The organism is Pseudonocardia wallangbongensis (genome assembly GCF_054486945.1).
In genome coordinates this window covers 267,549-288,205 of record NZ_JBRERS010000005.1, presented here as the reverse complement: position 1 = coordinate 288,205, position 20,657 = coordinate 267,549, and the positions used below count along the sequence as shown (strand labels likewise).

Annotated in this window: 22 protein-coding genes, 1 tRNA gene and 1 other RNA gene; 8 read left to right on the top strand and 16 right to left on the bottom strand. The window is 72.6% G+C overall.

The features are described from left to right. Positions 1-177 precede the first annotated feature (177 nt). Positions 178-2,301 carry a helicase-associated domain-containing protein gene (locus ACU436_RS20400; protein WP_459027542.1) on the top strand — a complete coding sequence of 708 codons (2,124 nt, stop codon included), beginning with the start codon at positions 178-180 and terminating at the stop codon, positions 2,299-2,301. Positions 2,302-2,305: 4 nt separating this feature from the next. Here the strand turns inward: ACU436_RS20400 and ACU436_RS20395 are convergent, their stop codons facing one another. Continuing rightward, the gene (locus ACU436_RS20395) at positions 2,306-2,608 is read right to left on the bottom strand and encodes a hypothetical protein (protein ID WP_459027540.1); all 303 of its coding nucleotides are present in this window, start codon (positions 2,606-2,608) and stop codon (positions 2,306-2,308) included. 281 nt (positions 2,609-2,889) lie between these two features. Here ACU436_RS20395 and leuA point away from each other — a divergent pair, with 281 nt between their 5' ends. Genes leuA through ACU436_RS20380 form a run of 3 tightly spaced genes read left to right on the top strand, consistent with a single transcriptional unit; the run spans position 2,890 to position 5,193 of the window. Then, entirely contained in the window at positions 2,890-4,686 is a 1,797-nt protein-coding gene (leuA, locus tag ACU436_RS20390; protein ID WP_459027538.1) for a 2-isopropylmalate synthase, read from the top strand. Between the two features lie 41 nt (positions 4,687-4,727). Continuing rightward, the gene (locus tag ACU436_RS20385; RefSeq protein WP_459027536.1) at positions 4,728-4,979 is read left to right on the top strand and encodes a FitA-like ribbon-helix-helix domain-containing protein; all 252 of its coding nucleotides are present in this window, start codon (positions 4,728-4,730) and stop codon (positions 4,977-4,979) included. Between the two features lie 7 nt (positions 4,980-4,986). Continuing rightward, positions 4,987-5,193, top strand: coding sequence for a hypothetical protein (locus tag ACU436_RS20380; RefSeq protein WP_459027535.1), 207 nt, complete (start codon positions 4,987-4,989; stop codon positions 5,191-5,193). 273 nt (positions 5,194-5,466) lie between these two features. Here the strand turns inward: ACU436_RS20380 and ACU436_RS20375 are convergent, their stop codons facing one another. The 5 genes from ACU436_RS20375 to ACU436_RS20355 all read right to left on the bottom strand — a co-directional run bounded on the left by ACU436_RS20375 (position 5,467) and on the right by ACU436_RS20355 (position 11,310). Beyond that, complete coding sequence (locus ACU436_RS20375; protein WP_459027533.1) at positions 5,467-6,591, bottom strand: ABC transporter ATP-binding protein; 1,125 nt, start codon at positions 6,589-6,591, stop codon at positions 5,467-5,469. A 5-nt stretch (positions 6,592-6,596) separates the two neighbouring features. Further along, the gene (locus tag ACU436_RS20370) at positions 6,597-7,589 is read right to left on the bottom strand and encodes an ABC transporter ATP-binding protein (protein WP_459028167.1); all 993 of its coding nucleotides are present in this window, start codon (positions 7,587-7,589) and stop codon (positions 6,597-6,599) included. A gap of 44 nt (positions 7,590-7,633) precedes the next feature. After that, positions 7,634-8,557 carry an ABC transporter permease gene (locus ACU436_RS20365; protein WP_459027531.1) on the bottom strand — a complete coding sequence of 308 codons (924 nt, stop codon included), beginning with the start codon at positions 8,555-8,557 and terminating at the stop codon, positions 7,634-7,636. Beyond that, positions 8,554-9,558, bottom strand: coding sequence for an ABC transporter permease (locus tag ACU436_RS20360; RefSeq protein ID WP_459027529.1), 1,005 nt, complete (start codon positions 9,556-9,558; stop codon positions 8,554-8,556). The genes ACU436_RS20365 and ACU436_RS20360 overlap by 4 nt, the downstream gene beginning before the upstream one ends. 69 nt (positions 9,559-9,627) lie before the next feature. After that, complete coding sequence (locus tag ACU436_RS20355) at positions 9,628-11,310, bottom strand: ABC transporter substrate-binding protein (protein WP_459027527.1); 1,683 nt, start codon at positions 11,308-11,310, stop codon at positions 9,628-9,630. Positions 11,311-11,844: 534 nt separating this feature from the next. On the opposite strand from ACU436_RS20355, the gene ACU436_RS20350 reads away from it, so the two are divergent. Continuing rightward, on the top strand, positions 11,845-12,054 hold the full coding sequence (locus ACU436_RS20350; RefSeq protein WP_459027525.1) for a hypothetical protein: 210 nt from the start codon (positions 11,845-11,847) through the stop codon (positions 12,052-12,054). Positions 12,055-12,147: 93 nt separating this feature from the next. On the opposite strand, the gene ACU436_RS20345 is transcribed toward ACU436_RS20350, so the two are convergent. From ACU436_RS20345 to ACU436_RS20330, 4 genes are all read right to left on the bottom strand, one after another. Beyond that, on the bottom strand, positions 12,148-12,345 hold the full coding sequence (locus ACU436_RS20345; RefSeq protein ID WP_459027523.1) for a DUF397 domain-containing protein: 198 nt from the start codon (positions 12,343-12,345) through the stop codon (positions 12,148-12,150). Further along, the gene (locus tag ACU436_RS20340) at positions 12,342-13,238 is read right to left on the bottom strand and encodes a helix-turn-helix domain-containing protein (protein WP_459027521.1); all 897 of its coding nucleotides are present in this window, start codon (positions 13,236-13,238) and stop codon (positions 12,342-12,344) included. Before ACU436_RS20340 ends, ACU436_RS20345 begins: the two co-directional genes overlap by 4 nt. A 93-nt stretch (positions 13,239-13,331) precedes the next feature. After that, positions 13,332-13,535 carry a DUF397 domain-containing protein gene (locus ACU436_RS20335; RefSeq protein WP_459027519.1) on the bottom strand — a complete coding sequence of 68 codons (204 nt, stop codon included), beginning with the start codon at positions 13,533-13,535 and terminating at the stop codon, positions 13,332-13,334. Positions 13,536-13,641: 106 nt separating this feature from the next. Beyond that, a complete protein-coding gene (locus ACU436_RS20330; protein WP_459027517.1) occupies positions 13,642-14,505 on the bottom strand; it encodes a helix-turn-helix domain-containing protein in 864 nt (287 codons plus the stop codon). A 223-nt stretch (positions 14,506-14,728) separates the two neighbouring features. Between ACU436_RS20330 and ACU436_RS20325 the strand changes: the two genes are divergently transcribed. Then, positions 14,729-14,959, top strand: coding sequence for a hypothetical protein (locus ACU436_RS20325; RefSeq protein ID WP_459027515.1), 231 nt, complete (start codon positions 14,729-14,731; stop codon positions 14,957-14,959). A 9-nt stretch (positions 14,960-14,968) separates the two neighbouring features. Here ACU436_RS20325 and recR read toward each other — a convergent pair whose 3' ends face one another. Both recR and ACU436_RS20315 read right to left on the bottom strand, forming a co-directional pair. Beyond that, complete coding sequence (gene recR, locus ACU436_RS20320; RefSeq protein WP_459027513.1) at positions 14,969-15,589, bottom strand: recombination mediator RecR; 621 nt, start codon at positions 15,587-15,589, stop codon at positions 14,969-14,971. Positions 15,590-15,601: 12 nt separating this feature from the next. Then, a complete protein-coding gene (locus tag ACU436_RS20315; RefSeq protein ID WP_459027511.1) occupies positions 15,602-15,949 on the bottom strand; it encodes a YbaB/EbfC family nucleoid-associated protein in 348 nt (115 codons plus the stop codon). Positions 15,950-16,044: 95 nt separating this feature from the next. Here ACU436_RS20315 and ACU436_RS20310 point away from each other — a divergent pair, with 95 nt between their 5' ends. After that, positions 16,045-16,818, top strand: coding sequence for an N-acetylmuramoyl-L-alanine amidase (locus tag ACU436_RS20310; RefSeq protein ID WP_459027509.1), 774 nt, complete (start codon positions 16,045-16,047; stop codon positions 16,816-16,818). Positions 16,819-16,822: 4 nt separating this feature from the next. On the opposite strand, the gene ACU436_RS20305 is transcribed toward ACU436_RS20310, so the two are convergent. Together ACU436_RS20305 and ffs are read right to left on the bottom strand one after the other, a co-directional pair. Beyond that, positions 16,823-19,045 carry a DNA polymerase III subunit gamma and tau gene (locus ACU436_RS20305; RefSeq protein WP_459027507.1) on the bottom strand — a complete coding sequence of 741 codons (2,223 nt, stop codon included), beginning with the start codon at positions 19,043-19,045 and terminating at the stop codon, positions 16,823-16,825. A gap of 446 nt (positions 19,046-19,491) precedes the next feature. Continuing rightward, positions 19,492-19,586, bottom strand: an RNA gene (ffs, locus tag ACU436_RS20300) — signal recognition particle sRNA small type. A 59-nt stretch (positions 19,587-19,645) separates the two neighbouring features. On the opposite strand from ffs, the gene ACU436_RS20295 reads away from it, so the two are divergent. After that, positions 19,646-19,730, top strand: a tRNA-Ser gene (locus ACU436_RS20295). A 51-nt stretch (positions 19,731-19,781) separates the two neighbouring features. Here ACU436_RS20295 and ACU436_RS20290 read toward each other — a convergent pair. Further along, complete coding sequence (locus tag ACU436_RS20290) at positions 19,782-20,198, bottom strand: MmyB family transcriptional regulator (protein WP_459027505.1); 417 nt, start codon at positions 20,196-20,198, stop codon at positions 19,782-19,784. A gap of 14 nt (positions 20,199-20,212) precedes the next feature. Beyond that, positions 20,213-20,608, bottom strand: coding sequence for a helix-turn-helix domain-containing protein (locus ACU436_RS20285; RefSeq protein ID WP_459027503.1), 396 nt, complete (start codon positions 20,606-20,608; stop codon positions 20,213-20,215). Positions 20,609-20,657: the final 49 nt, after the last annotated feature.

Sequence of the window (20,657 nt, the reverse complement as noted above, 5' to 3'; positions counted from 1 at the left end):
TCACCGCGGGCATCCACACGCCTGGGACGTGCACTCCGGGTGCTGGTCGGGGCCCCACCCTACCGGCCGGGACCGATCGCGCCGATCGGAATGGGCTACGCCACAGCCCACCGGCGGAGCACGATCCGCGCCCGACGAACGCCGGTCCTGTCGGTGCATCGGCCTACCCTGCTGCTCATGAGCCGGTCGGCCGGGCTGGGAGCGTGGCTCGCGACGTTGAGCACAGCGGAGCTGGAATCGATCCTGCGCGCCCGGTCCGACGTTCTGCGCCACCCGGTGCCCACGGATCTCGCGATGCTGGCCGACCGGCTGTCCGCACAGGGATCGGTCAACCGGGCGCTGCTGGAGCTCTCCAAGCCGGCGCTGCAGGTCGCCGAGGCGCTGCTCGCCCTCGGCGGGTCCGCGTCGCGGGACGAGCTGCGAGCCCTGCTCGGGGCCACCGAGGCCCCGCTCGCGGCGGCAGCCGATGCCGCGATCGGGGAGCTCACCGGGATGGCGCTCGCCTGGCCGCTGCACGGAAGGGTCCGGCAGGTCGGCGGTTGGGGAGCGATCACGCCCGACCCGCTCGGCCTGGGCCGGGCGGCGCGCAAGCTCTACGGCCGGCTCACCGCCCAGCAGCTCGATCGCATCGGCGCCCACCACGGGGTCCACGGGCTGGGCCGGATGGGGATCGACGCCGTCGTGGCCCTCCTCACCGACCCGGAGGCGGTGCCGGAACGGCTGGCCGGGGCGGACCCCGGGGTCGCAGCTGCCGTGCGGCAGCTGGCGTGGCACGGGCCGCGCCGCTCGGGCGTCCGGTTCCCCGAGCCCGGCGAGCCGCCCGACGTGGGCCACCGGCTCGCGGTGCAGGGCTGGGCGGTGCCCACGGAGTGGGGCATCGCCGAGATGCCGCGGGAGGTCGCGCTGGCCGTGCGCGGGTCGGGGTACCACGCTCCGTTCGACGCCCGTCCGCCCCATCTCGGCACCGCGTCCGTCGATCCGGTGCAGCTGCGCGCCGCGGGCGAGCACGCGGCGCTCGCTGCGCTGGACTCGGTCCGGGCGCTGGTCACGCTGCTCGACCACGGCCCGCTCGCCACGGTGCAGGGAGGCGGTGTCGGCGTCCGCGAGCTGCGCCGGGCGGCCAAGGAGCTCGGGTCCGACGTCACGGCCGTGCGGCTCGGGCTGGAGACCGCCGCCGCGGCCGGGCTCGTCGCCCTCGCCGGCGAGGGCAAGGGACACGTGCCGCCGCGGCGCGGGTACCAGCCACCCGTCGGCGTCGCGATGCCCACCGAGCCGGTCGACGAGTGGCTCGCCGCCGAGCCGGCCGACGCCTACGCCCGGCTCCTGCTCGCGTGGTGGGGGCTGCCGATGGTGCCCAGCCTGCGCGTCGACGACTCGGGCCGGCCCGCGCCCGCCCTCGTGCGGACCTACGGCCACCCGGAGCACCTCCGGATGCGCTCCGGTGCGCTCGCGGCGCTGGCGTCGCTCGGCCGGGCCCGGGGCCTCGTCGAGCTCGACACCCTGCGCGAGCTGCTGGCCCACCGGGCGCCGTTCGACCGGGAGCTCCCGAACGACGCCGCCCGCCTGCGCGCCACCCTCACCGAGGCCGAGCTGCTCGGCCTGCTCGCCAACGGGGCGCTCACCCCGCTCGGGCACGAGCTGCTCGCGGCCGTCCGCACCGACCGCCCGCACCAGGCACTGCAGGGTGCCCTCGCGGGGGTGCTGCCGGCGCCCACCGGCACCGCCACGTTCCTGCCCGACCTCACCGCGCTCGTCACCGGCGTCGCGGCGGCCCCGCTCACGCGGCTGCTCGACTCCGCCGCCGATCCCGAGCGCAGGGGCATCGCATCCGTCTGGAGGTTCACGGCCGCGAGCGTCCGGCGCGCGTTCGACGCGGGCCACACCGCCGACGGGCTCCTGGCCGCGTTCACCGAAGCGGCCGAACACCCGCTCCCGCAGCCGCTCCAGTACCTCGTCCGCGACGTCGCCCGCCAGCACGGGCAGGTCCGGGTGAGCGCGGTCGCCACGTGCGTCCGGGTGGCCGACGCCCCCCTCGGCGCCGAGCTCGCGGCCCAGCGCGGGCTGGCCGCGCTGGGGCTGCGCCTGCTCGCCGACACCGTCCTCGTCAGCGACCGCCCGGTGGCAGAGGTCCTGCAGGCGTTGCGGTCGGCCGGCTACTCACCCGTGGAACAGGACACCAGCGGCGCCACCGTGATCACCCGGGCTCCGGTCCGCCGCGCGCCCGCACCGGCGGCGCAGCAGTGGCCGGGCACCCCGGCCGACGTGGGCGCGATCGCGGCCCGGCTCGCGGGCGCGGCGTGAAGGGTCAGGGGATGCGCCGCACGATGCGCACCACCACGGTCGTGATCACGAACCAGATCAGGGCCGCGGTGCCGTAGTTCAGCACCACGCCGAGGCGCGGGTCCTCGGGCAGGAACAGATCGCTCAGGCCGAGGTTGAAGGTGTCGGCCGCGTCCCGGATCAGCTGCGTCAGCCCGTTCTCCGGGTTGGCGCCGAGCAGCGTGAGCACGATGTGCACCACGAGCACCGTGACGATGAGCATGCCGACGATCCGCAGCACGTTGCCGAGGGCGTCGATCCCCCGTCGTGCCGTGCTCCCCACTGCCACTGGAGACCTCCCCGGGCTCGTTGTAGGCCATGCTCCCACGGCCGCCCTCCGCGCGCGCTACTGACTGGTATTACCCGATCGGGTGACGCTGGTTCGGGTTGCGCACAGGGCGCACCACATCGGGGCGGGTTGCGGAACGCCCCTACCTCAGGGCTACTCTCGTCGACGTGGCACGCCTGCTCCTTCGTCGCCGCGGCGGGGTCTGACCGACCGGCCCCTCGTCGCGGGTCGTGGCGTGCGCCGGTCCTCGAAGATCGGCACACCCCCACAGGAGCACCCCGATGACCACGTCCCCCGACGCCTACACGTCGTCGTCCACCAGCCGGCTGCGCACGCCCGACCGCCCGGCTCCGGATGATCAGCCGGCCTGGAATCCGCAGCGCGGCTCGCAGATGCCGGTCCACCGCTACCGGCCGTTCCACGAGCTCGTCGAGCCGGTATCGCTGCCCGACCGCACCTGGCCGGAGAAGCGGATCACCAAGGCGCCGCTGTGGTGCGCCGTCGACCTGCGCGACGGCAACCAGGCTCTGATCGACCCGATGAGCCCGGCCCGCAAGCGCCGCATGTTCGACCTGCTCGTGCGGATGGGCTACAAGGAGATCGAGGTCGGGTTCCCGGCCGCGAGCCAGACCGACTTCGACTTCGTCCGCGAGATCATCGAGCAGGACGTGATCCCGGACGACGTCACGATCCAGGTGCTGACGCAGGCCCGCCCCGAGCTGATCGAGCGCACCTACGAGGCCTGCGAAGGCGCGCCGCGCGCGATCGTCCACCTCTACAACTCGACGTCGATCCTGCAGCGCCGCGTCGTGTTCCGCGCCGACCGCCAGGGCATCTCGAAGATCGCCACCGACGGTGCGGAGGAGGTGCTGCGGTTCTCCGAGAAGTACCCCGCCACCGACTGGCGCTTCGAGTACTCCCCCGAGTCCTACACCGGCACCGAGCTCGAGTACGCCGTGGACGTCTGCAACGCGGTGAGCGCGATCTGGCAGCCGACACCCGAGTCGCCGATGATCGTCAACCTGCCGGCGACCGTGGAGATGGCCACCCCGAACGTCTACGCCGACTCCATCGAGTGGATGCACCGGCACCTGGACCGCCGCGACGCCGTGGTGCTGTCGCTGCACCCGCACAACGACCGCGGCACCGGCGTTGCCGCCGCCGAGCTGGGCTTCCAGGCCGGCGCCGACCGCATCGAGGGCTGCCTGTTCGGCAACGGCGAGCGCACCGGCAACGTCGACCTGGTCACGCTGGGGATGAACCTGTTCACCCAGGGCATCGACCCGCAGATCGACTTCTCGGACATCGACGCGATCCGCCGCACCGTCGAGTACTGCAACCAGCTGCCCGTGGGCGAGCGCCACCCGTGGGGCGGCGACCTGGTCTACACCGCGTTCTCCGGCAGCCACCAGGACGCCATCAACAAGGGCTTCCAGTCCATGCAGGCCGACGCGGCCGAGGCCGGCGTCGAGGTCGACGACTACCGCTGGGAGGTGCCCTACCTGCCGGTCGACCCCAAGGACATCGGCCGCACCTACGAGGCCGTGATCCGGGTGAACTCGCAGTCCGGCAAGGGCGGCGTCGCCTACATCATGAAGTCCGAGCACCAGCTCGACCTGCCGCGACGCCTGCAGATGGAGTTCTCGCGGGTGGTCCAGGAGTTCACCGACAGCGAGGGCGGCGAGATCTCCCCCAAGGAGATGCGCGACGCCTTCGACTCCGAGTACCTCGACCGCGTCACCCCGCTGAAGCTCATCCGCCACCGCATCACGAGCGACGGTGAGGGCAACGACGAGATCGTCGCCACCGTCCGCGTCGAGAACGACCTCCACGAGATCAGCGGCAGCGGCAACGGCCCGATCGCCGCGTTCGTCGACGCCCTGGCCGGGATCGGGTTCGACGTGCGGGTGCTCGACTACCACGAGCACGCCATGTCCGCCGGTGACGACGCCCGGGCCGCCGCCTACGTCGAGTGCGCGGTGGAGGACACCGTGTTCTGGGGTGTGGGCATCAACGGCTCGATCGTGAACGCCTCGCTCAAGGCCGTCGTCTCGGCGGTCAACCGCGCGATGCGCTGAGTCGCGGGACCACTCCGGGACCTGAGCGGGACCATCTGCGCGTGACCGAGCTTCACGTGCGCGGAATCCCGTCCGAGCTCCACGAACGGCTTCGGGAACGGGCTTCCGCCGAGGGGCGATCCCTCTCGGCGGAGGTGGTCGCGATCCTGCGGCGGGCGCTTGATCCGTCGGTAGCAGGGTCGCAACGGTCCGACGCCATCGATCGGCTGCGCCGGATCCAGGCGAGGAACCGGTTGGCGCAGGGCCAGCAGGTGGCCGAAGACCTCGTCCGGGAAGACCGGGACGAGCGGTGAGGACCGCATGAGCACGATCGTCGTCGACGCGTCGGTCGCCCTGAAGTGGACCGTCACGGAGCCGGGGAGCGACGCGGCCAACGCACTGCTCGAGCGGAACGCGCTACTCGTCGCACCGGAGCACCTGCTCGGCGAGGTCGGCAACGGCCGGGCTGCCCGTGCAAGGGCTGGGAGATCCGGGGCCGGAGGTCCATTCGCCCGGCGACCGGGCTGAGTCGGACCCGCCCCACGCCTGATGCTCAGCGGCCGCACGCCGCGCGGCGGCGGGACCGGGCGTCGGGCCGCGCGGTGCGACTCGGACCGCGGTCGTGCTCGGCGCGAGATCACCCCTCGATCGGCTCGCAGCCCATCGAGCAGCTCACTGGTGGACCGTCCCCCACCGGCACGGGAAGCCGTCGCGGTGCGCCGGCCCATTCCTCTGCCGGAGTAACGACGCCGGCGGACACCAGCTCGGCGAGCTCGGCGCGGGACCCGGAAGTCCGGTTACTCAGCGTCCCAAGATCTCAGTCACCGATCCGGGGTGCTCGGGCACAGCGCCGGGCCCGAGCACGTCGTCGGCCGCCACGGGCGGCTCCACCTGGTGTGGCTGCAGCGCACCGTTGCGGATCTCCTCCGCCCAGTGGCAGGCCACGCGGTGCCCGGCAGGCGCGCCGGGGATCACCCGCAGCTCGGGCCGCTCGGAGTCGCAACGCGTCGGCTGCCGCCACGGGCAGCGGGTGTGGAACCGGCACCCGATCGGCGGAGCAGCCGGGGACGGCAGGTCGCCGGTGAGCAGGATCCGCTCGCGGCGGTCCTCCAACTCCGGGTCCGGCACCGGGATCGCCGACAGCAAGGCCTTCGTGTACGGGTGCTGCGGATCGTCGTACAGCGCCTGCGACGCCGCCTCCTCGACGATCCCACCCAGGTACATCACGCCCACCCGGTCGCTGACGTGCCGGACCACCGCGAGGTCGTGGGCGATCACGAGGTAGGTCAGCCCGAGGTCGTCCTGCAACCGGCCCAGCAGGTTCAGCACCTGAGCCTGCACCGACACGTCCAGCGCCGACACCGGCTCGTCGGCCACGATCAGGTCCGGCTCCACCGACAGCGCGCGGGCGATGCCGAGGCGCTGCCGCTGCCCACCGGAGAACTCGTGCGGATAGCGACGCAGCGCGGACGGCGGCAGCCCGACCGAGTCGACCAGCTCCCGCAGCCGGGCCGAGTCGGCCTCCGCCCCCCGGGACAGCCCGTGCGCCCTGATCCCCTCGACCAGCATCGACTCCACCGACTGCCGGGGGTTCAGGCTCGACATCGGGTCCTGGAACACCATCTGGAACCGCCGGCGCATCGTGCGCAGCCGCTCCCCACCCAACTGCGCGACATCGACCCCGTCGAACTCGACCGTGCCGGCCGTCGGGTCCACGAGGCGCAGGATGGCCCGGCCGAGCGTCGACTTGCCGCAGCCGGACTCACCGACAAGGCCGTAGGTCTCACCACGGTGGATCCGCAGGGAGACCCCGTCCACCGCGTACACATGACCGACGGTGCGGTCAAGCACCATGCCCCGCCTGATCGGGAAGTGCACGGCGAGGTCCCGCACGTCCAGGAGGGCGCCGTCCGATGCATCCGCCATGTCGCTCACTCCGCGCTCGCCGGCACCGGGTTGTGGCAGCGCAGCAACCGCCCGCCCGCGGTCTCCCCCACCGGCGTGACCTCCACGCACTGCCCCAGCGACCGCGGGCAGCGCGGCGCGAACGCGCACGCGTGGTCCCACGGCACGTTGTCGACCACCGATCCCTTGATCGCCGGCAGCTCCTCGCCCTGCGGGCTGTCCAGCCGCGGGATCGACCGGAGCAGGCCGTGCGTGTACGGGTGGCGCGGCGTGCTGAACAGCCGGTGGCGTTGGGCCCGCTCCACGATCCGGCCCGCGTACAGCACGTTCACGGTCTCGCACAACCCGGCGACCACGCCCAGGTCGTGGGTGATCATGATCAGGGCTGCCCCGGTCTCGCGCACCAGTTCGCGCAGGAGCTCGAGGATCTGCGCCTGGATCGTGACGTCCAGCGCTGTGGTCGGCTCGTCCGCGATCAGCAGCCGCGGGCTGCACGCGAGCGCGATCGCGATGAGCGCGCGCTGCCGCATGCCGCCGGACAGCTGGTGCGGGTAGGAGTCGAGCCGCCGTCGCGGGTCCGGGATGCCGACCCGGTCGAGCAGGTCGGCGGCCGCCTTCCGCGCCACCTCCTTGCTCATCCCGCGGTGCCGCCGCAGCACCTCGGTGACCTGCAGCCCGACCGGGATCACCGGGTTCAGCGACGTGAGCGGGTCCTGGAAGACCATCGACAGATCACGGCCCCGGCGCTCCCGCATCTGCGACCCGGACAGCGTCAGCAGGTCGGTGCCGTCCATCAGCACGCTGCCGCTCACGCGCACCCCGCGTTCCGGGAGCAGCCGCATGATCGCCATCGACGTCACAGACTTGCCGCAGCCGGACTCCCCGACCAGGCCCACGACCTGGCCGGGAGCGACGTCGAAGCTGACCCCGTCGACGGCGACGGTCTCGGGCTCGCCCTTGCGCTGGAACGCGACGCGCAGGTCGCGGACCGAGAGCAGCGGCTCCGTACCGGACCGCATGCCGCCGCCGTCGGCTGCCGCCATCTCACTGCTGTGCGCGGCCGTCATCGGCGCCCCTTCGGGTCGATCGCCTCGCGCAGCGACTCACCGAGCAGCGTGAACCCCAGCGCGACCAGGATGATCGCGAGCGCCGGGTAGATCGCGAGCGCGGGCCGCACGTCGAGGTAGGTCTGGGCCTGGGCGAGCATGAGCCCCCACTCGGCGCGTCCGGGGTCGGCGTCGCCGAGGCCGAGGAAGGACAGCGCCGCCGCGTCCAGGATCGCGGTGGCGAGCGTGAGCGTCGCCTGCACGATCACCGGGCCGATCGCGTTCGGCAGCATGTGCCGCAACACCACGGCGGGCCGCTTGACGCCCAGTGCGGTGGCCGCCACGACGTGGTCGCTGTGGCGCTGGGCGAGCATCGACCCGCGCAGCAGCCGCGCGAAGATCGGCACGCTCACGACCGAGACCGCGATGATCACCGTGGTCTGCGACGGGCTCGCCGCCAGCGCGGCCACCGAGATCGCGAGCAGCAGGCTCGGGATCGCCAGCAGCACGTCCGTGACCCGCATCAGCAGGGTGTCCACCCAGCCGCCGAACGCACCGGCCAGCGTGCCGATCACGATGCCGAACGTCAGGCCGATGAGCGTGGCCAGCACGCCGACGAGCAGCGTCTGTTGGGAGGCGAGGATCATCCGGGACAGGAAGTCGCGCCCGAGTTGGTCACTGCCGAGCGGGAACCCCTCCTGGGGGCCGGGGATCATCCCCGGCCTGAGGTTCTCCTGCAGCTGCGGGAACGCCTCGGTGGCGCTGTGCGGGGCGAACACGGGCGCGAACGCGGCCACCACCACGAATACCCCGATGATGATGGCCCCGATGATCGCGGCCGGTTCCCGGCGGAGCCGCCGGAACGCCTCGGCGCTGAGACTGCGTCCACCTGCGATGTCGTCGATGCGGCCGCGACGGCGTTCGAGCCACGTTGCCGTCATGACAGCCGCACCCGGGGGTCGATGATCGCGTACGAGAGGTCGACCAGCAGGTTGACCAGCACGTAGATCAGTGCGCCGAGCATCAGCACGGCCTGCAACCGCGGGTAGTCCCGGAGGGTGATCGCGTCGGCGAGCAGCGTGCCCACACCGCCCCACACGAACACCCGCTCGGTGAGCACGGCCCCGGCGAGCAACAACCCGACCTGCAGCCCGATCGTCGTGGAGACCGGCAGCAGCGCATTGCGCAGCACGTGCCGGCCACGGACGGTGCCGGGCGCGAGGCCCTTCGAGTTCGCCGTCCGGACGAAGTCGGACCCGAGCACGTCGAGCACGGACGCCCGGGTGATCCGCACGATCACCGCGAGCGGGATGGTGGCCAGCGCGAGCGCCGGTAGCACGAGGTGGTGCAGCGCGTCGAGGCTCGCGTCGAACTCGCGCGTGAGGGCCCCGTCGAGCACCGCGAAGCCGGTGACCTTGGTGGCGTCGACCGCCACGGACTGGCGGCCCGACGGCGGGAACCAGCCGAGGTCGACGGCGAAGACGTCCTTCAGCACGTAGCCGAGGAAGAACACCGGCACGGCCACGCCGATGAGCGTGCCGATCACCGTGAACACGTCGAGCGGCCGGCCGCGGTAGCTCGCGGCGAGGTAACCGAGCGGGATCCCGAGCCCGATCGCGATCACCAGTGCGGCCACCGACAGCTCGATCGTGGCCGGCAACGCCCGGCCGATCTCGTCGAGGACGGGCTGACCGGTGATCGACGACGTTCCGAAGTCGCCCGTGGCGACCCGGCCGAGGAACCGGCCGTACTGCACCCAGATCGGCTGGTCGAGGCCCATCACGCGGTTCAGCTCGGCGATGGTCTCGGGAGTCGCGCGGTCGCCGAGGAACGCCGACGCCGGCCCCCCGGGCAACGACCGCAGCCACGCGAACACCACGATCGACAGCAGCAGGAGTGTCGGGATCACCTGCAGCAGTCGGCGCACCACGAAGCGCAGCATCGCCCCCCCTCCGTCGAACCACGCCGAGAGTGGCACCGCCCCTCAGGGCGGTGCCACTCGGAGCCCCTCTCAGTCGACGCTGACCGTGAGGAACCGCTCATCGGTGAGGGGCGAGGGGATCAGCCCGCTCACGCCTTCCCTCACCACGATCGCAGGGGGCGAGCTGGAGAGCGGCACGCCCGGCAGCTGATCCATGATGACCTTGTTGACTTCCCGGTACGCGGCGGCGTGCGCCTCGTCGCCCACGGTCGCGTCCGCGTTGGTGATGCCGTCGATGATCGCCGAGTCCTTGGGGAGGGTGAGCCCGAACTCCGGGCCCGGTGAGCCGAAGAAGCTCCCCAGGAAGTTGCCGGCGTCGTTGTAGTCACCCGTCCAGCCCAGCAGGTGCAGGTCCTGCACGCCGTTGACCTGCACGTCGTCGAGGTAACCGCCGTTCCACGGCCGCGCGACCGGGTTCACGGTGATGCCGACCTGGCGCAGGTTCTCGGCGAGCGCCGTGAAGATGTTGGTGGGGTTGGGCATGTAGGGCCGGCTGACCTCGGTCGGGTAGTAGAAGTTGAGCGTCAGGTTCGACGCCCCCGCCTCGGCGAGCAGTGCCCGCGCCTTGTCCGGGTCGTACGGGATCGCCTGGATCTCCGGGTTGTACCCGGACACCGTGTCCGGGATGAACTGCGTGGCCACGACCGCGCCTTCCGGCATCTGGTTGCGCACCAGCGACTCGCGGTCGAGCGCGTACGCGATCGCCTGCCGGACCCGGACGTCCCCCAGCGCCGGGTTGTTCTTCGTGTTGATGCCGAGGTAGAGGATGTTGAACACCGGCCGGACGAGGACCTGGAAACCCGCGTCCTTCAACGACGGCCAGTCGGCCGCCGACGGGTAGTCGAAGCCGTCGATCGTGCCGGCCTGCAGCTCCTGCTTGCGCGCGTTCTCGTCCGGGATCACGCGGAAGATGAGCTTGTCGAGCTTGGCGGGCTCGCCCCAGTACTGGTCGTTGCGCACCAGCGTGATCGTCTGGTTCGTCCGGTCGTAGCTCTCGAAGCGGAACGGGCCGGTGCCCGTCGGGTGCTCCATGGCGTACGAGCTGTAGGTGAACGACTCCCCGCTCTGCGTGACCTCGTCGCCGTTGTACTGCTGGAGCGCGGCCGGGCTGGAGATCGACAGCGAGGTGAGGCCGAACGCCGCCGGGAACGCACCCTTGGCCCGGTTCAGCTTGACGACGGCCGTGGCCGGGTCGGGCGCCTGACAGGAGTTGTAGACCGGGTCCTTCGCGGCGTCGGTGAGGTTGTTCGAGTAGCCGCCGAACGTCTCGTAGTAGTAGATCGCCTGGCTCTGCGCCGCCGCCGTGGGCAGGTTGAACCAGCGGTTGAAGTTGAAGCAGACCGCCTCGGCGTTGAAGTCGGTGCCGTCGTGGAACTTCACCCCCTCGCGGAGGGTGAACGTCCACTCGGTGCCGTCCGGGTTGGACTCCCACTTGGTGGCGAGCCCGGGCGTGAGCTCGGAGGTGCCCTGCTTGTACGTGATCAGCGTGTCGTACATCTGCCGCGACACCCGGAACGTCTCCCCGTCCTGGGCGAACAGCGGGTCGAAGCTGCGCGGCGCACCGGCCGCTCCGAACACCATCGTGCCCCCGGTGCCGCCGGCACCACCCTGCTCCGCGCCGGAGTCACGCTGGGACTCGGCGCACGCGGCGAGGGTGACGGCAAGCGCGCCGGCCGCGCACACGGCCGCGAATCGTCTGGCAGCTGATCTCATGCGGGCAACACCTCTTCGTAGGAGACCCGCTGGAAACTAGTGCGATCGAATACCGATCGGTAGGTCGCCGAGTCACGGTTCCGCTACGGCCTCTAACGATCGGGTGACGCCGGGCGTGGTCCGAGCGGCTTCGGGCGTGCCGCGGATTGTCGGTGGCCCCCGGCATCCTTCCGCCCGTGGACGTGTCCTGCCGGCTGGTGCAGTCGGGTGAATGTCCACAGAGGCCGCGCCTTGCAATTGCAGGAGGACCTTGCGTACGGCAATCTAAGTATCCGGCCGACCTTCCCCGACGCCGCGGGAGCAGGCCGGGTCATCCCGAGAGGAGGCCGCCGTGACGAACACTCCGGTACCCGCCTCCGCCGTTCTGCACTCATCGCGGAGCTCCTGCAACCCAGGAACCGCCCGTCCCGGAGCGACCGGGACCCACGCCGTCCGGCAAACCCGCCGGCGAGAGCAGCGCACGGGAAGGAGCCCACTGATGTCACTGGGAAAGCACACCGGAGTCGGAGCCGCCGACCGGAGCGGATCGTCGCCATGATCATTCTGATCGTCGCAGGCTTCGGTCTTCTCGTCCTGGTCGCGATCGTGGTCGGCATCGTGGAGGCCGCACAGGCATCCAGCTGGCGACGGATCGCGGCGGAGCGGCGCGCGCAGTGGGAGGCCACGCGGCCGCAGCCGCACGGCGGCCTCGACGCCTACGCCGGTCCTCAGCCCTACGACGACGAGTCGTGGGACGACGACTAGGCGGCGCGATCCCGGGGAGTGATCGCGCGGCCGCCGGGGCCGCTCCAGGTCGGGCGGCGGCCCCGGCCGAACCGGGTCGTTCGTCGGACCCCGCTAGCGCGCGCCGAACGCGCCGTACTTGATCTCGGCCACGAACGCCGCCCATTCCTCCGAGCTGAACCTCAGCTCACGGCTGCGGTCCTTGGTGTCGCGCACCGCCACCACACCACCGCGGCGCATCCCCACCTCCACGCAGTCGCCTCCGGAGCAGAAGCTGCTGGTCCTGAACTCTGCCGCCAGGTGCTGGGTCATCTCGGTCTTCCTCCGGGGGGAGCGTGCTGGAGCTCGTATCGACGGACGATCTCCCGCGAGGCGTCCGGGTCCAGTGCCCGGTCCGACACGTCTGCGAGGACGTCTTTATACAGGTCCACATCGGACTCGTGTTCGTAGGTATCCCCCGAAGGGCCCTCGATGAACACGACATCCGCCCCGACCGCGTCGGGGAACTCGAGGATCTGGAACGGCCCTGCGTGCGCCCGGTGCAAGCCGACCGAGAAGGGGAGCACCCGCACGGTGACGTTCGGCAGGGCCGAACGCTCCCGGAGGTGGCGCAGCTGCGCGGCCATCACCTCCGGAGAGCCCACCACGCGACTCAGCACGGACTCGTCCAGCACCACTTCGAGCCGGAGCGGCGACGTCCGGGTGAGCGCCTCCTGCCGGCGCAGGCGCAGCTCGACGAGCCGGTCCACCTCGCTCCCCGTGCGCTCCGACAGCAGCGCATCCAGCACCGCACGGGTGTACTCGGGGGCTTGCAGCAGACCGTGCACCCAGGCCATCTCGAACGAGCGCACCCGCACCGCTTCCGTCTCCAACGCGGCGTACCGAGCCGGGGCGTTCATGACGAACCGCTCCGCCTGCACGCCGTCGGTGTAGCGCTCCCACCACCCCTGCTCGCGACTCTCGTGCACCAGCTTCCGGAGCCGGTCGCGCTGCTCGTCGTCGCCGACGCCGTACAGGCGCATCAACGCGACGACATCAGGCATCCGCGGGATGCCCTTGCCGTTCTCGAGACGGCTGATCTTCGACGCGGAGCAGTCCAACTCGCGGGCGGCCTCGACCAGCTGGAGGTCGGCCCGACGGCGCAGCTGGCGCAACTCGGCCCCGAGGCGTCGTCGCGGACCCGCAGGTCCTTGCGCAGTGGGCATCCGGTCCGCCGCTCGTCGAAATCCACGTGTGCAATTGCACGAGCTGGAACCGAGGATAGCGGAGGCCTCCGGCCGCCCTACGCGGGCGCGCCGTCAGACGGCGTCGAAGCCGCCGTCCTTCACCGTCCGGAGGAACTGGGCCCATTCACCCGCCGTGACCAGCCAGGGCGGCGCGTCCGGGGTGAGGGTGCTGCGCAACGCGACGCGACCGTCGGCGAGGCGCGCGGCCTCCAGACAGTCACCGACGGCACAGAATTCCCGCCCCACGAACTCGAGCTCGCGCCCCGCACCACTCAACGGTCCACCCCTCCGCTGCACGATCGAGTGATCGTACAGCGGCAGGCCGTGATCCACCGGCTCGCCGATGCACGGGCGCCGGCGGGCGAGGACTGCGATCGAAGGCCTACTCGTCGTACGTGTCGGCGACCTCCCGCAGGAAGCTCAGCAGCTCGCGACCCTCGAGGGCCTGCTTCCAGGCCGTGTCGAGGCGGTCGGAGTGGGACCGAACGATGTCGGCCTTCTCCTGGAGGCCGCCCCCGTCCTGCCCCTCGAAGAAGATGACATCACCTTCGCCGTGATCGAACGAGAGGATCTGGAACCCGCCGCCGAGCAGCCCGTGCAACCCGACGGAGAACGGGAGCACCCGCAGCTCGATCGGGGACGGACCCTCCTCGACGATGCGGGCCAGGGACCGGACCTGCTCGCGCATCACGCCCGGCCCGTGGGCGGGGCGCCGCAACACGGACTCGTCGACGAGCGCCGCGACCCGCAGGGGGTCGGGCTCCCGCTGCAGGACGCTCTTGCGGTCCAGCCGCATCCGGATCATCGTCGCCAGCGCCTCTCCGGAGACCGCGGGCTGCGACGCCGTGACGACGGCCCGGGCGTAGCGCTCGGTCTGCAGCAGACCCGGCACGGCACCCGAGGAGAACTGGCGGAGCTTGGACGCCCCGGCTTCGAGGCCGATGAAGCGGTGCAGGGTGGACCCGGGCGCGAGCAGGTCGCCGTACGAGTCGTACCACGCGGCCTGCTTGCCCTCGCCCGCCAGCTGCACCAGCTCCTCGCGGGCGCTCGGCGCCTCGTACAGGCGCAGCAGGGTGTCGATCTCCGGACGGCGGGGGGTGGACAGTCCGGTCTCGATGCGGCTGATCTTGGAGACCGAGCAGTCGAGCTCTTCCGCTGCCCGGCTGACCGCCACCCCGGCCGCTTCCCGCAGGCGCCTGAGCTCGGTGCCGAGGGTGCGACGGGACAGGACAGGGCTGGTGGCCATGCCGTTACCCCTTCGGGTCGGGCCTGAGCTGCTGACGCGCCCACCGTCGACCAGCGAGTGTGCGTGACGGATGAGAGTACTCCAGCCGTATCGCGATGGCCATCACTGTCATGCAGAACACGACACGCTTTGTGCACATCCTGTGAGCAATCCCGCTGTGCACTTGCATGGCGACGGGGCGCGCTCCACACTCGGCAGTAGGTCACCGCCCGAGGAGGCAACGATGACCGGGATCGCGTTCATCGCCATCGGAGGAGTCGTCGCACTGGTCCTGCTGGCCGTGCTCATCGGCAACGCGGACGCGCGAGCACAGCGGGAAGCGTGGAACAGGATCGCCCGCCATCGCCGGCAGCTCGGCGAATGGGAGCGGGAACTGCTCCGGGCCGCCGAGTCGGAGGGATGCCCCGCCTGCCGGCTGCTCCGGGACCGGGGCAAGCTGCACGACCCGATGTAGCGGGGGACGCTAGTTCAGGGCACGCCGGCCGGACAGGGCGCGACCGAGGGTCAGCTCGTCGGCGAACTCGAGGTCGCCGCCCATCGGGAGCCCGGACGCGAGCCGCGTGACCGTGAGGCCGGGGAAGTCGCGCAGCAACCGGACGAGGTAGGTCGCGGTGGCCTCGCCCTCGGTGTTCGGGTCGGTCGCGATGATCACCTCGGCGATCTCGGTCTCGTCGGCGGCCGGACCGGTGCCGCCGAGCCGAGCGAGCAACTCCCGGATCCGCAGCGCGTCGGGGCCCACCCCGGCCAGCGGGTCGAGCGCGCCGCCGAGCACGTGGTAACGCCCCCGGAACTCACGGGTGCGCTCCACGGCGAGCACATCCTTCGGCTCCTCCACGACGCACACCAGCGTGGGGTCCCGGCGCGCGTCGGCGCAGTAGCGGCACCGCTCCCGCTCGGACACGTTGCCGCACACCTCGCAGAAGCGGACGCCCTCCTTGACCTTCTGCAGCGCGTCCTGGAGCCGCCCGACGTCCGCGGGATCGGCCGCGAGCAGGTGGAAGGCGATCCGCTGGGCACTCTTCGGCCCCACACCCGGCAGCCGGCCGAGCTCGTCGATCAGATCCTGGACCGGTCCCTCGAACACGGCGGGAGAGCGCTACGCGTCGAGGCCGGGCAGGCCGAGACCGCCCGCGGCACCACCGAGGCCACCCGCGAGGGGCCCCATCTTCTCCGCCTGCAGCTCCTGGGCCGCTCGCGCGGCGTCCTGCAGGGCGCCGACGACGAGATCCTGCAGCGTCTCGATGTCGTCGGGGTCGACCACCTGCGGGTCGATCCGCACGGACCGCACCTCACCCGCGCCGGTGGTGGTGACCTGCACCAGCCCGTTGCCCGCCTGGCCGACCACCTCCGCGGACGCCAACTCGGCCTGCGCGGCCATCAGCTGCTGCTGCATCTGCTGCGCCTGCTGCAGGATCATCTGCATGTCGGGCTGACCCGGTTGCACCAGCGATCTCCTCGCACATCGTGCCTGTGCCGGCACGGCCGGCTCCCCTGCCAGGCTAAGCCATCCACGATCCGGGTGGCTGGCAGGCTGACCGCGTGCGCACCTCCCGATGGATCCTGCTCGTCGCGGCGGCGGTCCTGACCACCGGCGCCTGCTCGGGAGCGGCCGCCCAGCCCGCCAACCGGGACGCGGTGGCCGCGCCGTCCGCGCCGCCGGCACCGCCCGTGGTGGTGCTCGATCCGGGCCACAACGGCCGCAACGCCGCCGAGCCGGCCGCGATCCGCCGCCTGGTGTCCGACGGTCGCGGCGGGGAGAAGGCGTGCAACACCACCGGTACCTCCACCGATGCCGGCTACCCGGAACACGCCTTCGCCTTCGACGTGGCCCAGCGGGTGACGACGCGGCTGGAGGCGGCCGGTGTCCGCGTCGTGCTGACCCGCCCGGACGACGACGGCGTGGGCCCGTGCGTGGACGAGCGCGGCCACGCCGGTGCGGCGGCGGGCGCCGCGGCAGTGGTCTCGATCCACGCCGACGGGGCCGCTCGCAGCGCCGCCGGGTTCCACGTGGCCTACTCCGACCCGCCGTTGAACCCCGTGCAGGCCGGGCCGGCGCGGGAGCTCGCCACGGCCCTGCGGGACGCCCTTCGGTCCAGCGGTTTCCCGGACTCGGACTACATCGGCCGCGACGGGCTCTCGGCGCGCGACGACCTCGCCGGGCTGAACCACGCCACCCACCCGACGGCACTCGTGGAATGCGCGAACATGCGCAACCCGGACGAGGCCGCCGTGGTGTCCTCCCCCGAGGGGCGCGACCGGTACGCGGCCGCGATCGTGGACGGGGTGCTGGCCTTCCTCGACGTGAAGGGCTGACCCGCTACCGACGATCGATCGCCCGCGCTCCCAGCTGGGTGGTGAGCAGCTCGATGGCGGCTTCCTCGGGGTCACGGCGCTGGCCGTCGCTCGCCGGGACGGCGGCCTCGGCGAGCATCGCCTCCTCGTCGTCGTCCGGGGGGGCTTCGTCGTCCGGGGGCTCCGGAGGCAACGGCACTCCGTCGTCGGGGGCCGGCGACCGGCGGGCCGGGGGCGGCCGGGGAGCGCGCGCTGGCGGGGGCGCCTGCTGCGCGCGCGCCGGCGGCTCGGAGCGCCGCGGGGCGCCGCCACGACCACCGGCGAGCGGGGCGGCGGGCGCCGGGGCATCGCCCGATTCGCAGCGCACCTGCCAGCGCACCCCGAGCACCGTGTGCAGCGCGGCGGAGACGACGTCGGCGTTGCGCGACTCGGAGAGGCGGCGGGCCAGCGAGGGCGCACCGATGCCGAGCACGAGGGTGTCGCCCTGCACGGCCCGCACGGTGGCGTTGACCAGCATCGCCTCGATGCTGCGGCTCTGCGAGCGGGCCGCGGCGAGCACCTCCGACCACACGCGCCGGACGGCCGCGGCGTCCAGCGTGCCACCGGGATCCGCCACAGCCGGCTCCGCGGGCTCCGGAGGCGAGGCGGGCCGCTCCGCAGCGGCCGGCTGCGGCGCAGCCTGCTGGGGCTCGAGCGGTCCAGGCACGGACGGCTGGGGCCCGGACCGCTGAGGCTCGGACCGCTGACCTTCGGACTCCTGGCGCTCGGACTGCTGGGGTTCGGATGGCTGGGGTTCGGATGGCTGAGGCTCGGGCTGCTGAGCTTCGGGCGACTGAGCTTCGGGGGGCCGGGGCTCGGGGGGCTGCGCACGAGGAGGCGGAGCCGCGGGCGGCGGGGCGGCGGGCCGCTCGGGGGGCGGCTGCGTGGCTCGGGGTCGGGCGCCGTCCGCCCGCGCCGGCGGGCCCGGGGGCTCCGCGTCCGGTGCGGTGCCGGCGGCGGGAGCTGCCGCCGGGGCCTCGCTCGGCCGGCGGAACGTGCGCCGCCCATCTGCGGCTTCCTCGTCGCCCGACCCGGGCGGGGCCGAGGCGATGGCGCTGCGTCGCTCCAGTCGTTCGAGCCGCTCCAGAAGCCCCGGCTCGGCGGTGGTGGCCGCGGGGAGCAGCATCCGTGCGCAGAGCAGCTCCAGCAGCAGCCGTGGAGCGGTGGCGCCGCGCATCTCGGTGAGCCCGGCGTGGACGATCTCGCCGTACCGGGTGAGAGTGGAGACGCCGATCTTCCCGGCCTGCTCGGCCATGCGCGCGATCTCGTCGGCGGCCGCCTCGACCAGCCCGCGCTCGGCGGCCTCCGGCACCGCCTGCAGCAGTACGAGGTCGCGGAGCCGCTGCAACAGGTCGGCGGCGAACCGGCGGGGGTCGTGACCCGCCTCGACGAGCCGGTCGACGGCCTCGAACACCGTGGCGCGATCCCCCGCGGCGAGCGCATCGACCATGTCGTCGATCAGGGCGACGTCGGTGACGCCGAGCAGCGCGACCGCACGCTCGTACGTGACGCCCTCGGGACCGGCTCCGGCGAGCAGCTGGTCGAGCACCGAGAGGGTGTCGCGCGCCGACCCGCCACCGGCGCGCAGCACGAGCGGGTAGACCGGCGGCGCCACGACCGCCCCCTCCTCCGCGCAGATCTGCTCCAGCAGCTTCCGCAGCGTGCCGGGCGGGATGAGCCGGAACGGGTAGTGGTGGGTGCGGGAGCGGATGGTGGGCAGCACCTTGTCCGGTTCGGTGGTGGCGAACACGAACACGAGGTGCTCCGGCGGCTCCTCGACGATCTTGAGCAGGGCGTTGAAGCCCTGCGTGGTGATCATGTGGGCCTCGTCGACGATGAACACCCGGTACCGCGACTCGGCGGGCGCGAAGAACGCGCGGTCGCGCAGCTCGCGGGTGTCGTCGACACCGCCGTGCGACGCCGCGTCCAGCTCCGTGACGTCGATGTTGCCCGGCCCGCCCGGCGCGAGGGAGACGCAGGACGCGCAGACGCCGCACGGCTCGGGGGTGGGGCCCTGCTCGCAGTTGAGCGAGCGGGCCAGGATGCGGGCCGAGGACGTCTTGCCACATCCCCGCGGTCCGGAGAACAGGTACGCGTGGTTGATGCGGCCCGAGGCCAGCGCGGTGCTCAGCGGCTCGGTGACGTGCTCCTGCCCGACCACCTCGGCGAACTTCGCCGGGCGGTACTTGCGGTACAGAGCCAGCGCCACGGCCGCGAGGCTACCCACCGCCACCGACACCCGGCTGACCGGGCAAGCCCGCACTCGCACACCAACAGTGACGCCGACACACGAACTGCAGTTCGTGCGTCAGCACCACGGTTGGTGTGCGAGCGAGAGGGGGCGAGCCGACGGACCAGCGGAACGCGCGCCGCCCGAATCGGGACGCGTCGACGCCCGGGTGGCCGCTGGCCGGCTCACACACCAACCTTGGCGCCGACACACGAACTGCAGTTGGTGCGTGAGAGCCACAGTTGGTGCGTGACCACCACGGTTGGTGCGTGAGCGCTGGAGAGCGCGCCGACGGACCAACGCAACCACGGTGGGGGGTCCGGGGGGCGAAGCCCCTCCGGCAGGGGGTCTGGGGGCTTGGCCCCCAGAAGACACGATGAGCGAGGTGGGCGAAGCGCGAAGCGCGAGCACACCTCGCCCACTCGCGAAGGGGACCCCGCGCACCCGCCAGAGCCCGTTGACCCTTGCTGCCTTCCGGCCCTGGGGGAGTTCACAGGATGGACGCCGCGCGGGGTCCGGGGTCGAGTGTAGTGGAGTGGGGTCGTGGGGGCGGTGGGCGGCCCGGCTATGCTTCGACGCGGAGGATTCGCCTAGTGGCCTATGGCGCACGCTTGGAAAGCGTGTTGGGTTCACGCCCTCGCGGGTTCGAATCCCGCATCCTCCGCCGCTGAGAGCAGCGAGAACGCCCCGGGGTGCGCGAGCGCCCGCGGGGCGTTCATGCGTCTGGTCGCTTTTTCCCGGTCAGCGGCACGGTTTCGGGCCGGGTGGCCGCGAGCTCGCGGAGCAGGGCGGCGCTGTCCTCGTCGGCGGGGAGGAACGTCTCGAGGGCGAGGTCGGCGGGGCCGACGTCCAGGGGGGCGCCGAGCGTGGCGATCACGGTCTGGAGGCCGACCACGCCGAGGCGGGTCTTGAGCTCGAAGCCGGCCATGACGCCGTCGCCGGTCCATCGGGGCGGCGGGCGGCCGGCCGCGGCGGCGAGGTGCTCTTCGGATTCGAGCACGAGGTCGAGGAGCGTGTCGTCGGCGTCCTCCTCGGCCCGCCGGCGCAACCGGGTGATCAACGACCGGCTGCAGACGGGGGTGGCGGTGGAGATCCGCGGCAGTCCCTCGGGGTGGGTGGACAGCCGCAGCATGTTGACCGGCGGTGTCAGCAGCCGGGGTCGACGCCGTCCCACAGCAGGTCGGCGGCGGCGTTGGCGACCACGAGGTCCCAGCGGGCGTCGACGACGATCGCCGGGTGCGGCTCGTGGGCGGCGAGCAGCGCGTCGAGCGCCTGCCGCAGCGGGCGCATCGCCCGGTCCCGGGGACCGGGCGCGCCCTGCGGGGGCGCGTAGCCGCCGGCGAGCAGCAGCCGGTCCCGCTCGCGCAGGGGCATTTCCAGGGCGTCGCCGAGGTGGACGAGGAGCTGCCGGCTGGGACGGGCGCGTCCGTTCTCCACGAAGCTGAGGTGCTTGGTGGAGACGCCGGTGGCGGTGGCGAGCTCCAGCTGGCTGATGCCGCGGCGCTGCCGCCAGAACCGCAGCACCTCACCTGCGCCGCCCATCGCTCCAGGATAGGGCCGGGGCGGCGCTGCACCCAGGAGGTAATGGGCG

Bases quoted from the DNA above. Each gene is read 5' to 3' on its own strand.
- ACU436_RS20400 (WP_459027542.1), top strand. From the start codon at position 178: ATGAGCCGGTCGGCCGGGCTGGGAGCGTGGCTCGCGACGTTGAGCACA.
- leuA (WP_459027538.1), top strand. From the start codon at position 2,890: ATGACCACGTCCCCCGACGCCTACACGTCGTCGTCCACCAGCCGGCTG.
- ACU436_RS20380 (WP_459027535.1), top strand. From the start codon at position 4,987: ATGAGCACGATCGTCGTCGACGCGTCGGTCGCCCTGAAGTGGACCGTC.
- ACU436_RS20375 (WP_459027533.1), bottom strand. From the start codon at position 6,591: ATGGCGGATGCATCGGACGGCGCCCTCCTGGACGTGCGGGACCTCGCC.
- ACU436_RS20370 (WP_459028167.1), bottom strand. From the start codon at position 7,589: ATGCGGTCCGGTACGGAGCCGCTGCTCTCGGTCCGCGACCTGCGCGTC.
- ACU436_RS20365 (WP_459027531.1), bottom strand. From the start codon at position 8,557: ATGACGGCAACGTGGCTCGAACGCCGTCGCGGCCGCATCGACGACATC.
- ACU436_RS20360 (WP_459027529.1), bottom strand. From the start codon at position 9,558: ATGCTGCGCTTCGTGGTGCGCCGACTGCTGCAGGTGATCCCGACACTC.
- ACU436_RS20355 (WP_459027527.1), bottom strand. From the start codon at position 11,310: ATGAGATCAGCTGCCAGACGATTCGCGGCCGTGTGCGCGGCCGGCGCG.
- ACU436_RS20350 (WP_459027525.1), top strand. From the start codon at position 11,845: ATGATCATTCTGATCGTCGCAGGCTTCGGTCTTCTCGTCCTGGTCGCG.
- ACU436_RS20345 (WP_459027523.1), bottom strand. From the start codon at position 12,345: ATGACCCAGCACCTGGCGGCAGAGTTCAGGACCAGCAGCTTCTGCTCC.
- ACU436_RS20340 (WP_459027521.1), bottom strand. From the start codon at position 13,238: ATGCCCACTGCGCAAGGACCTGCGGGTCCGCGACGACGCCTCGGGGCC.
- ACU436_RS20330 (WP_459027517.1), bottom strand. From the start codon at position 14,505: ATGGCCACCAGCCCTGTCCTGTCCCGTCGCACCCTCGGCACCGAGCTC.
- ACU436_RS20325 (WP_459027515.1), top strand. From the start codon at position 14,729: ATGACCGGGATCGCGTTCATCGCCATCGGAGGAGTCGTCGCACTGGTC.
- ACU436_RS20290 (WP_459027505.1), bottom strand. From the start codon at position 20,198: ATGCTGCGGCTGTCCACCCACCCCGAGGGACTGCCGCGGATCTCCACC.
- ACU436_RS20285 (WP_459027503.1), bottom strand. From the start codon at position 20,608: ATGGGCGGCGCAGGTGAGGTGCTGCGGTTCTGGCGGCAGCGCCGCGGC.